Raw genomic sequence first — 13,120 nt, forward strand, 5'->3', positions numbered from 1 at the left:
TCTGGTGGGTAGAACATATGGCGCGCGGGCGCAAGACATCTTGCGCCCTGTCACGCGAAGCGCCGGGTTTTCGGCGGCGCTGCATACGTATTTTTTACGGTTCTGAATTTCAATTCACGCCATGACGATGATCGCTCTCTGTTTCATGACCTATATCGCCTTCAATCTTTTCGTCTTTCTTGTCTATTGGTGGGACAAGCGGGCGGCAGGAAACGGCGGCTGGCGCATTCGGGAAAGCACGCTGTTATCGCTTGCTCTCGTGGGCGGCAGCATGGGCGCGATCTCGGCGCAACAACTTCTGCGGCACAAAACCCGCAAGGAACCCTTCCGCAGCATCCTGATATCCATCGTGATATTGCAGGCAGGCCTTGTCGCCTCCTTCGCCATCATGCCGGACTGGCCGATACGGCTTGTGAACGGCCTGCAGAGGCTGTCTCAGAACCCCGGCCCGTAAAGGCCGCTCTCGACCTCGACCAGCTGCTTTTGCAGGCCGACGGATTGCACGTCGCGGTCAAGCTTCGGCGCATAGGAGACGGAGAGCCAGTGGACGCTGTAACCGTGGTGCCTGAAAAAGGCGACCGCCGGTTCGTTCTGCGCATGGGTTTCAAGCCGGATGGTTTCGAAATCCCTTTGCAATATCTGCCGTTCGATGTCCGCGAGCAGGAGACTGCCGATACCCCGACGCTGAAAGTCCGGATCGATCCAGAAATCGGAAATCGCCTCGTTGAAATGTTCCCGCGCCGCCCATCCGGCAACCGCACCGCCAAATTCCGCCACCCGGATGGCAACCCAGGATGAACGGGTGAAATTGGAAAAGGCGCTGGCAGCGTTGTCGTAAAGCGGTGTGGTGATGCCGAGCGCCATCGTCGCCTGCCGCCATGCCCTGAGGCCGATGGCCGCCAGAACCTCCGCTTCCTGCTCATGCGCATTGCGAATGACGATCAAGCCGCACCCTCCATGGCCGACCGAAGTAAAGCATCGGTCGCGCGATTCGGCCAGTGCGGTTTCCGCACCGCATCCCTGCTCTTCCCTCGTAAAGTCTCCGACCGGTGATGTGCGCCGGACTTGACCGCGCCGGTCTCTCCCGCTAACCAAAAAGAGTACGCAAGGAGTTTTTATGTTCGCTCAATCGGAGTCCCGGTAACGGCCCTGCCCGCAAGTTTCTTGCGCGCCGGGCCATGCTGAAACCGAGCCGGATGCCCTAACGGCACCCGGGTTTGTTTGCACGCGTCTAAATGACGCCGACCGGATTTCCGAAAATGGACATTTCTCGCGCCGAACAGCGCATTCTTCACCTGCTCGCCCAGGGCGGCAGCATCGAACTCGTTCGAGACGACCACCACAAAATCGAAAAACTCGCCCTCTACACGCGCGACGGCTGGATTTTCAGCGGCCTCGATCTACTCACCTTCCGCAAACTGAAACGGAAGCGGGCCATCGCCTCTTCGGGCGGCAAGCCTTACCGCATCACCATGCGTGGGTTGGAACTCGTGCGAGGTGAGCTGAATAATCGATAAAATAAGCGGGCGGTAGCAATCGCTACCGCCCGCCAAATATTCAGGAACTGGGTTCCGCTAGACCACTTACCACCACTTGGCGGGCGTGAACTTGCCGGCGGCCTGTTCGATGGCATGGGCCGTCTTGAAGAGGGTTTCCTCTTCGAAAGGCTTGCCGATGAGCTGCAGGCCGAGCGGCAGGCCCTTTCCGTCGAGGCCGGCAGGCACCGAAAGGCCGGGAAGACCAGCCATGTTGACCGTGATGGTGAAAACGTCCTGAAGGTACATCTTCACCGGGTCGGAGGCGAGTTCCTCGTCGCCGACCGCGAAGGCGGAAGACGGGGTGATCGGTGCGAGAATGGCGTCGACGCCCTCATGGAAGACGTTTTCGAAATCGCGCTTGATGAGGGTGCGAACCTTCTGCGCCTTCAGGTAATAGGCGTCGTAATAACCGGCCGACAGCACATAGGTGCCGACCATGATGCGGCGCTGCACTTCCTTGCCGAAACCGGCGGCGCGGCTCTTTTCGTACATGTCGGCAATGTCCTTGCCGTCGACGCGCAGGCCGTAACGCACGCCGTCATAACGGGCAAGGTTGGATGAGGCTTCCGCGGGCGCGACGATGTAATAGGCAGGCAGCGCGTATTTGGTGTGCGGCAGCGAGATATCGACGACTTCGGCACCGGCATCGCGCAGCCACTCGACGCCCTTGGCCCAGAGCTTTTCGATCTCATCCGGCATACCGTCGACGCGGTATTCCCGGGGTATACCGATCTTCAGACCCTTGAGCGACTGGCCGATGGCCTTTTCGTAATCCGGCACAAGCAGATCAACGGAAGTCGTATCCTTGGCGTCAACACTCGCCATGGTCTTGAGCAGGATCGCAGCGTCGCGCACGTCACGGGCGATCGGACCCGCCTGATCGAGCGAGGAAGCATAAGCAACGATGCCGAAACGCGAGCAACGACCATAGGTGGGCTTGATGCCGACGGTGCCGGTGAAGGCTGCCGGCTGGCGGATGGAGCCGCCGGTGTCGGTTGCTGTGGCGCCTGCACACAGATGCGCGGCAACGGCAGCGGCCGAACCGCCGGAAGAACCGCCCGGCACCAGCTTCTGCTCGGAACCATTGGCGCGCCAGGGGTTGATGGCCGGACCGTACCAGGAGCTTTCGTTCGACGAGCCCATGGCGAATTCGTCCATGTTGAGCTTGCCGAGCATGACGGCGCCCTGATCCCAGAGGTTCTGGGTGACAGTGGATTCGTATTTCGGCTTGAAGCCATCGAGAACATGCGAACACGCCTGCGTGTGCACATCACGGGTGGCGAAAAGGTCCTTCACGCCAAGCGGAACGCCTTCCAGCTCGCCTGCAGAGCCTGCGGCGATGCGGCCGTCGGAGGCTTTCGCCATTTCGCGCGCCTTTTCAGGCGTGGTTACGACATAGGCGTTCAGCGCGCCGTTGGCGGCGTCGATGGCGGAGAGGTAGGCATCGGTCAGCTCAAGGGCGGAAAATTCTTTCGCCTTCAGCTTTTCGCGGGCTTCGGCAATGGTCAGGCTCGTCAGGTCGGTCATGGTCGGCAACGGCTTTCGAAATCTTGGAAAAATCGGGCGGCAAACGGCGGTCGGACTATTCGACCACTTTCGGAACCATGAAGAAGTCCCGGTCGGTCGCAGGCGCATTGGCGACAATGTCCTCCGCCTTGTTGCCGTCAGTCACCACGTCGGCACGCTTTTTCATATCCACCGGGGTCACTGATGTCATCGGCTCGACGCCGTCGACATTCACTTCCGAAAGCTGCTCGACGAAACCGAGTATGCCGTTCAACTGACCGAGCATATTTTGTGCTTCTTCTTCATTGACAGCGATACGGGCAAGGCGCGCAACGCGCTTTACGGTGGCGAGATCGACGGACATGGTTCTACTCCGGTAGGAATTTTCCTACCCGCTATAATCACCATGCCCGCCATTCGCAACGGTAGAAAGCATGTCGCGTCAAAGTGTGAAGCGCTTTTGCGGTAACGACATGCCTAAAAGCAAAATGTCAGAAGGACAGTATATCGCCCGGCTTCGGCGTATGGATGCGCGCTTCCGAGCCTTCCATGCCGGCCACGAACTTCTCCGGCGTCTGGTCGATGATCGGGAAGGAACCGTAGTGGCAGGGAATGACATTGCCGAACTTGAAGAAGCGCTGGCAGGCCAGTGCCGCCACAGCACCACCCATGGTGAAGCGGTCACCGATCGGCACCAAGCCGATATCCGGCTGATGCAATTCGTTGATGAGCTTCATGTCGGAGAAGATATCCGTATCGCCCATATGATAGACGGCCGGGCCGTCTTCGAAATGCAGCATCAGGCCATTGGCGCTGCCGAGCGAATGGGACACGCCATCCTCGGTGATCTGGGCGGACGAATGCAGCGCATTGGTGAAGGTGACGGAAAATCCGTCGAAATGCACCGTGCCGCCGGTATTGCCCATATCGATCTTCGCGACACCCTTGGCGGCAAGCCAGGCGGCGAGATCGGCATTGGCAAGCACGGTCGCGCCCATTTCTCGGGCAAGCTCAACGGTGTCGCCGACATGGTCGCCATGGCCGTGTGTCAGGAGAATATGGGTGATGCCCTGCGCCGCTGTCTTCGCATCCTGTCCGGCAAATCCGGGATTGCCGGTGAAGAATGGATCGATGAGGATTTTCGCGTCGCCGTTTTCAAGACGGAAGGCGGAATGGCCGAGCCAGGTGATTTTCATGAAACTACTCCTTTGTATTGCCGGTATATCGTGGCGCAGGGTGCCGCGTGCAATTCGCGACACACAAGCGACGCCGCAAAACTTTCATAGGCCGCAACATTTTGTCCTTAAATCGATTCCGGTTTAAGGAATTATGCAGTAGGACGGCCGGACAACCCCACCACAGATTTTCAGGAGAGCCAAAATGGCCGCAAACGATGACGAATATGTGTATGACGAGGTGACGGGCGAATGGCGACCGGCTTCCGAAATTGCCGCCGAAGCGGCGAAAGCTTCGGAAGTGCTGGATGCGGCGGGCAATGTGCTTGCGGACGGCGATTCTGTCACGCTGATCAAGGATCTGAAGGTCAAGGGCACCAATACGGTCATCAAGCAGGGCACCGTCATCAAATCGATCCGCCTGACCGGAAATCCGGAAGAGATCGATTGCAAACACGATGCGGTCAAGGGTCTGGTGCTGCGCACCGAATTCGTCCGCAAACGATAAGAGGCAGCACGCGACATGGCGATACTCACCATCGAGGAACTTGCGGAAACGCTCCAGCCCGCACAGGCGATTGCCGGCCTCGACCTTGGCACGAAAACCATCGGGCTTGCCATGTCGGACCTGTCGCGGCGCTTCGCGACACCGCGCCCCGTCCTCAAGCGAGTAAAATTCACACAGGATGCAGCGGTGCTGCTGGCCTTTGCCGAGAAGGAGAAGGTGGCCGCCTTCATTATCGGCCTGCCGATAAACATGGACGGATCGGCCGGACCACGCGCGCAGGCAACACGCGCCTTCGTTCGCACCATGGGTGAAAAAACCGCCCTGCCCTTCATTTTCTGGGATGAGCGGCTTTCAACGGTCGCCGCCGAACGTGTGCTTCTGGAAATGGACGTGTCGCGCGCCAAACGGGCCGAACGCATCGATTCGGCAGCCGCAAGCTTCATTCTTCAGGGCGCGCTGGACAGGCTTTCGACCCTCGCCCGCTCGGCAGGCTGAGGGCCAAGCCACCAGGCGGCAATCTGCTTTCTCTTGCGGAAAGCGAGGATAGCAAAAACGATCAGGCTGTCGACCGCGATGGCGCGCGCCACCAGCGGCGGCAGGCTTTCGGGTGGCAGGCCGAGAATATTGCCGTAAATCGCAAATACCAGATCATGCGTCTGGCGGGTCAGCATGTAGAAACCGAAGCTCATGTCGTAATAGGAAAGCCAGTACCAGCTACCCAGCAATGCGACGGGACCGGCCCAGAGGATCAAAAACCACTTCATGCCGTCTGCCCCCGCACAAAAACCGTATCGGGAATGCCAGCAAGCACCGCCCAGCGCGCCAGTGCCATTAGGCAAAGGTTCAGCGCCGGCACGTCGATATCCAACGGCAGCATCACAAAAAACGTCATCATGACGCCTAAAGCTGTCCAGCGGCTCACTTGCGGCTCCCTTGTGCGCAGTCATTGCGCATGGTTAACACTTCGTTAATTCACACTGGACCCGCAGCCCTGGCGACGCAAATGAAAGCTGGAGTTATGGTTAACGCGGCTGGGTGGGGTGTGGAAAAACTCCTCGTCAGGGCAACGGAAAATCCCGCCGGACGGTTGCCGGGCGGGTGAAAACATGGCTAATTTTTCGTTAAATGCCGGCAGGCCAATTAAAGACAACGGTCTCGCCTGCTCCCTGTAAGGGGTTCAGCCGTAAACGCCGCGCACCAGCCTTTTGACGGCGGTGATGATCTTGTCCCAGTCCTTGTCCGATTTGAGCGGCACGCCGGCAAACTGGCCGCTGGTTGCAGCGGAAATGACGAGGTGCTGGATGGCGGCGAACAACACGGCGTTGACGGCAGCGGTATCCACACCCTTCGGCGCTGCCAGCGAACCGCGCATGCGCTCCAGCCATTTGCCGAGCGATTTCGCACGAGCTTCGGCAAGCCGCCTCACCTGCGGCGAACCGTCCGACACTTCCCAGGCGATGATCTTGCAGACGAGAGGATCGCTGCGCAGCGCATCGATGAAATAAAGCGCCAGCTTTTCCATGAGATCGCCATAGGTCAAAAGGAACATGCCGCCGGTGTCTTCCGGAATACGGTCCTTCACCCAGGATCCGAGATCCTCGCCGATCGCCTCGATCAGACCGTCCAGACCGCCGAAATAACGATAGATGAGCTGCTTGTCGCAGCCGGCGCGACGGGCCACCGCATTGATGCCGAAACCCTGAAAACCCTCTTCAGCCAGAAGCGACCGCGCCGCATCGAAAATCGCCTTCTCGGTCGCAGCGCGATCCGTGATGCGCTTTTCCGGTCTGTCGGCTGAAATCACCTCTGCGGTCGCCAGCATGCTTTTCTACCCGTTTTCTAAAAAGGCCTCCCCAAGGAGTTAACAAAGCGTGAAGGCAAGGACAATGCAGCGGTGCGGCTGAAGAGAAGGTTCCTGTGGATGACAAGCGCACGGGCGACAGGGAATTTTGCCGGCAGACCGCTTGACCTCAACTTTGCTTAATATTTTACGATGCGACGATTCCAGAGGAAACGCCATGACGACAATATTGACGGATCAGGATTTGACAGGCAGCGCCATCATGCCGGTCGCCATCGATGCGGTGGAAACTGCCATCCGGCAAAAGGCGCAAGGCCGGATGATTTCTCCACCACGGCATCACGTCACTTTTCCCGGCAAAGGCGATCTCGTTTTCACCGTGGGAGGCGTTCTGGGCAGCGCTCCGATTGCAGGCTTTCGCGTCTACGATACTTTCAATGGCGATCACCACTCGCAAATCGTCGCGGTGTGGTCGACGGAAACCGCCAAGCTGGAAGGCATCGTTATCGGCGAGAAACTTGGCGCGATCCGCACCGGCGCGATCGGTGGCGTCGCTATTAGGCACCTGAGCGATGCGAATGCAACCACTGTCGGCGTTGTTGGAAGCGGTTTTCAGGCACGGGCACAACTTGCCGCAGCGGCAGCGGTCCGGCGGCTTTCACGCGTTCGGGTCTACAGCCGCAACGCAAAAAATCGCAATGCTTTCGTGGAAGAAATGCAGCGGCATCTGGGCCTCGACATCGAAGCGGTCGGCAGCGTCGCAGAAGCCGTTCGTGGTGCCGATATCGTCATTTGTGCGACAAGCAGTTCAATGCCCGTTCTTCACGCGAAGGACTTGAAGCCAGGAGTTCATATCAACACCGTTGGTCCCAAAACACTAGGTGGACATGAAATCGATCTGGATGTCGCCGAAATGGCGCATCGTATCGCGACCGATTCTCCCGAACAGATGCACGCTTACGCCTCTCCCTTCTTTCTTGCCGGAACAAGCCACGAAGAACGGGTCGAGGATCTGGCGTCAATCATTTCAGAAAATAGAGTGCGGCAACGCAGTGCCGACACAACCACCCTTTTTTGCTCAACCGGCCTCGCCGGCACCGAAGTGGCGGTCGCCGCGGCCATATTGAAGCTACGCGGATAACGTCATCTTCGGGTTCTATTCCAGCGCCATACCAAACCACACGGTGCCGGGTGTTTCGTGGCTTTCGAGACGTTTGAAGCCGCGGGTTTCCCAGAAGCGCATGCCCGCTGCGTTGCGTTCGCTGGCACCGAGGTGGATGCCATAGACGTTGTTTTGTCTCGCCATATCGAGCCAGCGCGACAAAAGCCGCGTGCCGCCACCCTTGCCCTGCGTGCGCGGCAGAAGGTTCATGTGGATATGGGCCGGAAACGGATCGGTGAGCCAGGTTGGTGTGTGGCGCGGGTGATGGATGAAATGGGCGCGGCGCTGGTCGGCATTCCATGTTTGCGGGTCGCCACCGGGGTCGGGGTAAAGGGTGCGCAGATGCGGCCACCACTCCCGTTCTAGCCGCTCGTCATGTAAGGTCGTGTTGAGCGCGCCGGCGATATAACCGCAGACACCCTCCTCGTCCTCCGCCACAAAAACGGCATCGGGCCACAAATGCAGATAGGGCACAGAATAGATATGCCCGACCATGCGGCCATCGCGATAAAGCGGGGTCGCATCGTGCCCTGCATCGCCGGTCGCAAGGCTTATGGCGTAAAGCGCGTCCTCATCTTCGGGGCGGGCGGAACGAAAAGTCAGCATGGGCAGCCACCCTTCGTTGCCGCGCATCGACACGCGAAGATGTCATGACCGATAGAACTACGCCCCACGCCACTGCTTTTTTTCAAATCCGAGCCCCCTCCCGCAGGGATTGCAACAACCGTCATCCGCCCTTTGTCGCTCAGGACGCGGGCGGATACAGAAGATCGATTATATAATTCGGATCGAAGCGGGAATCGAGCATGCCGTAAGTATGCCGCCAGCCACCCGCCAGACGGGTTTCGAGGAAGGCATCGGCGATCTTGCCCGCGCCGAGCCGGCAAAGCTCGGCGGCAGCGGCAGCAAGCGCAAACTGCTCGACCAGCAGGCGGGCCGCCCCTTCGTCACGTTCGGCAAGCGCGATTGCGGCGCGCAGGACGTCGGTGGTCTTTTTACCGGCGGGTCCGAGGTCACGCTCCAGCGTCTGGAAAACGAGATCGAACAAATCCTTGCCGCGCTGGAGAACGCGCAGCACATCCAGCGCCATGACATTGCCGGAGCCTTCCCAGATGGCATTGACCGGCGCTTCGCGGTAGTGGCGGGCAATCGGCCGTTCTTCCACGTAACCGTTGCCGCCAAGGCATTCCATGGCCTCGTAGATCAGCGCCGGCGCAATCTTGCAGCACCAGTATTTCACGATGGGCGTCATCACTCGCGCATAGGCCGCCTCGGCGGCATTGTTGCGGGCGGCGTCGAAAGCCGACGCCAGCCGGAAGGACAGCGCCGTCGCGGCTGCAACGTCCAGCGCCATGTCGGCAAGAACACGCGTCATGATCGGCTGGCTGACCAGCGTCTTGCCGAACACCGAACGGCCGCGTGCGAAATGCACGGCTTCCGCCAGCGAAGCGCGCATCATGCCTGATGATGCGAGCGCGCAATCGAGCCGCGTCAGCGTCACCATGTCGAGAATGGTGCGCACACCACTGCCCGGCTCGCCCAGCAGATAACCGAAAGCATCGGTGAACTCGACTTCGGCAGAAGCGTTGGAGCGATTACCGAGCTTGTCTTTCAGGCGCTGGAAATGCAGGCCGTTGGCGGAACCGTCTTCCAGATAACGCGGCACAAGGAAACAACCCATGCCGTCGCCCATCTGCGCCAGCATGACGAAACCATCGCTCATCGGCGCGGAGAGGAACCATTTATGGCCGGACAGGCGATAGATGCCCTCACCCACCCGCTCCGCCGTGGTGCGGTTGGCGCGCACATCCGTGCCGCCCTGCTTTTCCGTCATGCCCATGCCGACGGTGACGGCGGTTTTCTGCAAGGCCGGTTTCTGCGAGGAATCATATTTCCGCGACAGGATCTTCGGCACCCATTCCTTCTGCACGCGCGACGAGGTCATGATGGCGGCAACGGAGGCGCTGGTCATGGTCAGCGGGCAGAGATGCCCGGCCTCGAGCTGCGAGGTCAGATAAAATTTGGTGGCGCGGGCCTTGTGTTCGTTTCCACGCGTTTCGGCTGCATTTTCCCAGACGCTGGAATGAAGACCTGATGACATGGAGCGGCGCATCAGCGCGTGCCATGCGGGATGGAACTCCACCTGATCGAGACGTTCGCCGCGCGGGCCGTGGGTGTGCAGCTGCGGCACGCCCTGATTGGCCATGCGCGCCAGCTCCTGCGCTTCGTGCGATGTGACGTAACGGCCGAGCTGGTCGAACTCGTCCCTCAGATTGCGTGACAGGCCGGAGGTGAGGTCGACGATCAGCGGATCGGAACGATAGGCATTGATACCGGACCATAGGCTAGGCTGGTTTAGTTCGGCGAGCGATTCTTCTGTCCGGTTCATGCCTGTCATTCGCATCCTTCTATCGGGATTCGTGCTTTATTGCGTGTATATGCCAAAACCCGGCTTATCGCATGCTTGCCCGCAAAGCCACCTGTCTTTATAGACCCGTTGACTATTGCGACCCGGAGGACAATTTCCATGGTCTATTTTCCCCATCGCCATCTCCTCGGCATCAAGGGGCTTTCCCATCAGGATATAACCCTGCTTCTCGACAAGGCCGATGAAGCGGTGAAAATCAGCCGCCAGCGCGAGAAGAAAACCTCGACGCTCCGGGGCCTCACACAGATCAACCTGTTCTTCGAAGCCTCGACGCGAACGCAGTCCTCCTTCGAGCTGGCCGGAAAACGTCTCGGTGCCGATGTGATGAACATGTCGGTCAGCAATTCTTCGGTGAAGAAGGGCGAAACGCTGATCGACACCGCGATGACGCTGAACGCCATGCGCCCGGATGTGCTGATCGTGCGTCATTCATCGGCCGGTGCCGCAGCCCTTCTCGCGCAGAAGGTCGCCTGCTCCGTGGTCAATGCCGGCGACGGCCAGCATGAACACCCGACGCAGGCGCTTCTCGACGCGCTGACCATCCGCCGCGCCAAGGGTGACCTGTCGGGAATAACGGTGGCGATCTGCGGCGACGTGCTGCATTCACGCGTCGCCCGCTCCAACATCATCCTGCTCAACCAGATGGGTGCGCGCGTACGTGTCGTGGCTCCCGCCACGCTTCTTCCTTCTGGCATCCGCGACATGAGCGTCGAAGTCTTCCACGACATGAAGGAAGGTCTGAAGAACGCCGATGTGGTGATGATGCTGCGCCTGCAGCGCGAGCGCATGTCCGGCTCCTTCGTGCCTTCGGTGCGCGAATATTTCCACTATTATGGTCTTGATGCCGAAAAGCTGAAGGCGGCGAAAGAAGACGCGCTGGTCATGCACCCCGGCCCGATGAACCGCGGCGTGGAAATCTCCTCCGAAGTGGCTGATGGTCCACAGAGCGTCATCGAAAGCCAGGTGGAAATGGGGGTTGCCGTGCGTATGGCTGTCATGGAAACCCTGCTTGTCTCGCAAAATCAGGGTGAGCGCGTATGAGTGCCGTGACCGTTCTCAAAAACCTCCGCATCGTTGATCCCTCCCGCAATCTGGATGAGGCCGGCAGCATCGTCATCGGCGCCGACGGCACGATCCTGGCCTCCGGCAAGGATGCCCACAATCAGGGCGCTCCCGAAGGTGCGACAGTTCGCGACTGCAAGGGACTGCTGGCCGTTCCCGGTCTGGTGGATGCCCGCGTTTTCGTGGGCGAGCCGGGTGGCGAACACCGCGAAACCATCGAATCCGCCTCGCGCGCGGCAGCGGCCGGCGGCGTCACCAGCATCATCGTGATGCCGGACACCGACCCTGTTATCGACGACATAGCTCTGGTCGAATATGTAAAAAAGGCGGCGCGCGACAAGGCGCTCGTTAACGTCCATCCCGCAGCGGCGCTGACCAAGGGCCTCAACGGCGAGGAAATGACCGAGATCGGCCTACTGAAGGAAGCCGGTGCGGTTGCCTTCACCAATGGTCGCAAGGCGCTTTCCGACACGCTGGTGCTGCGCCGCGCCATGACCTATGCGCGCGAACTGGGTGCGGTGATCGCGCTCGAGACCCGCGACAAATATATTGGCGGCGGCGACATGAACGAGGGGCTTTTCGCAAGCTGGCTCGGCCTGTCAGGCATTCCGAAGGAAGCCGAAATCATTCCGCTGGAGCGCGACCTGCGCATTGCCGGTCTGACGCAGGCGATCTACCACGCCGCCAAGATTTCCGTGCCGGAATCGGCTGAAGCGGTTCGTCTTGCCCGGCAGCGGGGCGTAAAAGCCACCTGCGGCATCTCGATCAACCATCTGACGCTGAACGAAAACGATATCGGCGAATACCGCACCTTCTTCAAGCTTTCACCACCGCTGCGTACCGAAGACGACCGCAAGGCCATGGTCGAGGCACTGAAGGAAGGCACCATCGATATCATCGTCTCCTCGCATGACCCGCAGGATGTGGACACCAAGCGCCTGCCGTTTTCGGATGCGGCAAGCGGCGCGGTGGGGCTGGAAACCATGCTGGCGGCGACGCTGCGCCTCTATCACAGCGGCGAGGTTCCGCTGATGCGGCTGATCGATGCGCTTTCCACCCGCCCGGCGAAAATCTTCGGTCTGGATGCCGGAACGCTGAAAGTTGGCGCAAAGGCCGATATCACCCTGATCGACCTCGACGAGCCATGGCTGGTCGCGAAGGATCAACTGGTGTCAAAATCCAAGAACACGCCGTTCGAGGATGCCCGTTTCAGCGGTCGCGCTGTCGCCACTTATGTGGCTGGCAAAGCGGTGCATTCCTTGGCATAAGATCACGGACACAGGATCACGCGGGCGCGCGACAGAGGGAACGTTGAATGAGTGTTTTGACTGACTGGCAAACGGCGCCTGCCCTTCTCGCGCTTGCGGCGCTGATCGGCTATCTGCTCGGCTCGATACCCTTCGGCCTCATCCTCACCCGCATGGCGGGGCTGGGGGATGTGCGCAAGATCGGCTCCGGCAATATCGGCGCAACCAACGTGCTGCGTACCGGTAACAAGAAGCTCGCCGCTGCGACTTTGCTGCTTGACGCGCTGAAGGGTACGGCGGCAGTGCTCGTCGCCAATGCGCTCTGGGGTTACGAGGCGTCCTTGGTTGCGGGTTTCTTCGCATTTCTCGGCCATCTGTTTCCGGTCTGGCTCGGCTTCAAGGGCGGCAAGGGCGTCGCAGTCTATATCGGCGTACTTCTTGGCGCAGCCCCCCTGATGATGCTGGCCTTTGCGCTGATCTGGCTCGCGACCGCCTTCATCACCCGCTATTCCTCGCTGTCGGCGTTGCTGGCAATGCTTGTGATCCCGGTGGCCCTCTGGATCCTCGGACCTGAAAAAACGGCCTTGCTGGTGACGGTGCTGAGCGTGATTTCCTGGTGGAAACACCGTGAAAACATCGCGCGGCTTCTGGCGGGCACGGAAAGCAGGATCGGGCAAAAGGGCTGAAGCCCGT

At 59.9% G+C, this 13,120-nt stretch carries 17 protein-coding genes; 8 read left to right on the forward strand and 9 right to left on the reverse strand.

Annotated features, from left to right (window positions below; all coding sequences use genetic code 11):
- Positions 1–121: 121 nt before the first annotated feature.
- Entirely contained in the window at positions 122–454 is a 333-nt protein-coding gene (locus RBH10_RS16345; protein ID WP_281036489.1) for a DUF1294 domain-containing protein, read from the forward strand.
- On the opposite strand, the gene RBH10_RS16350 is transcribed toward RBH10_RS16345, so the two are convergent.
- Positions 436–945, reverse strand: a complete 510-nt coding sequence (locus RBH10_RS16350; protein ID WP_281036488.1) for a GNAT family N-acetyltransferase — start codon at positions 943–945, stop codon at positions 436–438. The two genes, RBH10_RS16345 and RBH10_RS16350, sit on opposite strands and share 19 nt — an antisense overlap.
- Positions 946–1,259: 314 nt before the next feature.
- Here RBH10_RS16350 and RBH10_RS16355 point away from each other — a divergent pair, with 314 nt between their 5' ends.
- A complete protein-coding gene (locus RBH10_RS16355) occupies positions 1,260–1,517 on the forward strand; it encodes a YjhX family toxin (protein WP_281036487.1) in 258 nt (85 codons plus the stop codon).
- A gap of 66 nt (positions 1,518–1,583) precedes the next feature.
- On the opposite strand, the gene gatA is transcribed toward RBH10_RS16355, so the two are convergent.
- From gatA to RBH10_RS16370, 3 genes are all read right to left on the reverse strand, one after another.
- Entirely contained in the window at positions 1,584–3,065 is a 1,482-nt protein-coding gene (gene gatA / locus RBH10_RS16360) for an Asp-tRNA(Asn)/Glu-tRNA(Gln) amidotransferase subunit GatA (protein ID WP_281036486.1), read from the reverse strand.
- Between the two features lie 55 nt (positions 3,066–3,120).
- Positions 3,121–3,408 (reverse strand): Asp-tRNA(Asn)/Glu-tRNA(Gln) amidotransferase subunit GatC, encoded by a 288-nt coding sequence (gene gatC, locus RBH10_RS16365; protein WP_045015982.1) that lies wholly within the window; start codon positions 3,406–3,408, stop codon positions 3,121–3,123.
- A 127-nt stretch (positions 3,409–3,535) separates the two neighbouring features.
- Positions 3,536–4,240, reverse strand: a complete 705-nt coding sequence (locus tag RBH10_RS16370) for a metal-dependent hydrolase (protein WP_281036485.1) — start codon at positions 4,238–4,240, stop codon at positions 3,536–3,538.
- Between the two features lie 184 nt (positions 4,241–4,424).
- Between RBH10_RS16370 and RBH10_RS16375 the strand changes: the two genes are divergently transcribed.
- Both RBH10_RS16375 and ruvX read left to right on the forward strand, forming a co-directional pair.
- On the forward strand, positions 4,425–4,727 hold the full coding sequence (locus tag RBH10_RS16375) for an alkylphosphonate utilization protein (RefSeq protein ID WP_281036484.1): 303 nt from the start codon (positions 4,425–4,427) through the stop codon (positions 4,725–4,727).
- A 15-nt stretch (positions 4,728–4,742) separates the two neighbouring features.
- Positions 4,743–5,222, forward strand: a complete 480-nt coding sequence (gene ruvX / locus RBH10_RS16380; RefSeq protein WP_281036483.1) for a Holliday junction resolvase RuvX — start codon at positions 4,743–4,745, stop codon at positions 5,220–5,222.
- Here the strand turns inward: ruvX and RBH10_RS16385 are convergent.
- The 3 genes from RBH10_RS16385 to RBH10_RS16395 all read right to left on the reverse strand — a co-directional run bounded on the left by RBH10_RS16385 (position 5,174) and on the right by RBH10_RS16395 (position 6,549).
- Entirely contained in the window at positions 5,174–5,491 is a 318-nt protein-coding gene (locus RBH10_RS16385) for a DUF6105 family protein (RefSeq protein ID WP_281036482.1), read from the reverse strand. The genes ruvX and RBH10_RS16385 overlap by 49 nt on opposite strands.
- A complete protein-coding gene (locus RBH10_RS16390) occupies positions 5,488–5,649 on the reverse strand; it encodes a hypothetical protein (RefSeq protein WP_281037404.1) in 162 nt (53 codons plus the stop codon). Before RBH10_RS16390 ends, RBH10_RS16385 begins: the two co-directional genes overlap by 4 nt.
- A 255-nt stretch (positions 5,650–5,904) precedes the next feature.
- Positions 5,905–6,549 carry a TetR/AcrR family transcriptional regulator gene (locus RBH10_RS16395; RefSeq protein ID WP_306180708.1) on the reverse strand — a complete coding sequence of 215 codons (645 nt, stop codon included), beginning with the start codon at positions 6,547–6,549 and terminating at the stop codon, positions 5,905–5,907.
- Between the two features lie 196 nt (positions 6,550–6,745).
- On the opposite strand from RBH10_RS16395, the gene RBH10_RS16400 reads away from it, so the two are divergent.
- A complete protein-coding gene (locus RBH10_RS16400) occupies positions 6,746–7,669 on the forward strand; it encodes an ornithine cyclodeaminase family protein (protein ID WP_281037363.1) in 924 nt (307 codons plus the stop codon).
- A 15-nt stretch (positions 7,670–7,684) separates the two neighbouring features.
- Here the strand turns inward: RBH10_RS16400 and RBH10_RS16405 are convergent, their stop codons facing one another.
- Entirely contained in the window at positions 7,685–8,296 is a 612-nt protein-coding gene (locus RBH10_RS16405) for a GNAT family N-acetyltransferase (protein ID WP_281036480.1), read from the reverse strand.
- Between the two features lie 139 nt (positions 8,297–8,435).
- Complete coding sequence (locus tag RBH10_RS16410; RefSeq protein WP_045015975.1) at positions 8,436–10,088, reverse strand: acyl-CoA dehydrogenase family protein; 1,653 nt, start codon at positions 10,086–10,088, stop codon at positions 8,436–8,438.
- 129 nt (positions 10,089–10,217) lie between these two features.
- Between RBH10_RS16410 and RBH10_RS16415 the strand changes: the two genes are divergently transcribed.
- Genes RBH10_RS16415 through plsY form a run of 3 tightly spaced genes read left to right on the forward strand, consistent with a single transcriptional unit; the run spans position 10,218 to position 13,113 of the window.
- On the forward strand, positions 10,218–11,159 hold the full coding sequence (locus RBH10_RS16415) for an aspartate carbamoyltransferase catalytic subunit (RefSeq protein WP_003512724.1): 942 nt from the start codon (positions 10,218–10,220) through the stop codon (positions 11,157–11,159).
- Positions 11,156–12,448: a dihydroorotase gene (locus RBH10_RS16420; RefSeq protein ID WP_281036479.1), complete on the forward strand. Its 1,293-nt coding sequence runs from the start codon at positions 11,156–11,158 to the stop codon at positions 12,446–12,448. The genes RBH10_RS16415 and RBH10_RS16420 overlap by 4 nt, the downstream gene beginning before the upstream one ends.
- 47 nt (positions 12,449–12,495) lie before the next feature.
- A complete protein-coding gene (gene plsY, locus RBH10_RS16425; RefSeq protein ID WP_281036478.1) occupies positions 12,496–13,113 on the forward strand; it encodes a glycerol-3-phosphate 1-O-acyltransferase PlsY in 618 nt (205 codons plus the stop codon).
- Positions 13,114–13,120: the final 7 nt, after the last annotated feature.

It is taken from the genome of Rhizobium sp. AN73 (assembly GCF_030757975.1).
Lineage (GTDB): Bacteria > Pseudomonadota > Alphaproteobacteria > Rhizobiales > Rhizobiaceae > Agrobacterium > Agrobacterium arsenijevicii.

Excerpts from the sequence above, each read along its gene's own strand:
- RBH10_RS16355 (WP_281036487.1), top strand. The coding sequence starts at position 1,260 with ATGGACATTTCTCGCGCCGAACAGCGCATTCTTCACCTGCTCGCCCAG.
- RBH10_RS16375 (WP_281036484.1), top strand. The coding sequence starts at position 4,425 with ATGGCCGCAAACGATGACGAATATGTGTATGACGAGGTGACGGGCGAA.
- RBH10_RS16395 (WP_306180708.1), bottom strand. The coding sequence starts at position 6,549 with ATGCTGGCGACCGCAGAGGTGATTTCAGCCGACAGACCGGAAAAGCGC.
- RBH10_RS16345 (WP_281036489.1), top strand. The coding sequence starts at position 122 with ATGACGATGATCGCTCTCTGTTTCATGACCTATATCGCCTTCAATCTT.
- gatC (WP_045015982.1), bottom strand. The coding sequence starts at position 3,408 with ATGTCCGTCGATCTCGCCACCGTAAAGCGCGTTGCGCGCCTTGCCCGT.
- ruvX (WP_281036483.1), top strand. The coding sequence starts at position 4,743 with ATGGCGATACTCACCATCGAGGAACTTGCGGAAACGCTCCAGCCCGCA.
- gatA (WP_281036486.1), bottom strand. The coding sequence starts at position 3,065 with ATGACCGACCTGACGAGCCTGACCATTGCCGAAGCCCGCGAAAAGCTG.
- RBH10_RS16410 (WP_045015975.1), bottom strand. The coding sequence starts at position 10,088 with ATGACAGGCATGAACCGGACAGAAGAATCGCTCGCCGAACTAAACCAG.
- RBH10_RS16385 (WP_281036482.1), bottom strand. The coding sequence starts at position 5,491 with ATGAAGTGGTTTTTGATCCTCTGGGCCGGTCCCGTCGCATTGCTGGGT.
- RBH10_RS16370 (WP_281036485.1), bottom strand. The coding sequence starts at position 4,240 with ATGAAAATCACCTGGCTCGGCCATTCCGCCTTCCGTCTTGAAAACGGC.
- RBH10_RS16405 (WP_281036480.1), bottom strand. The coding sequence starts at position 8,296 with ATGCTGACTTTTCGTTCCGCCCGCCCCGAAGATGAGGACGCGCTTTAC.
- plsY (WP_281036478.1), top strand. The coding sequence starts at position 12,496 with ATGAGTGTTTTGACTGACTGGCAAACGGCGCCTGCCCTTCTCGCGCTT.
- RBH10_RS16420 (WP_281036479.1), top strand. The coding sequence starts at position 11,156 with ATGAGTGCCGTGACCGTTCTCAAAAACCTCCGCATCGTTGATCCCTCC.
- RBH10_RS16400 (WP_281037363.1), top strand. The coding sequence starts at position 6,746 with ATGACGACAATATTGACGGATCAGGATTTGACAGGCAGCGCCATCATG.
- RBH10_RS16415 (WP_003512724.1), top strand. The coding sequence starts at position 10,218 with ATGGTCTATTTTCCCCATCGCCATCTCCTCGGCATCAAGGGGCTTTCC.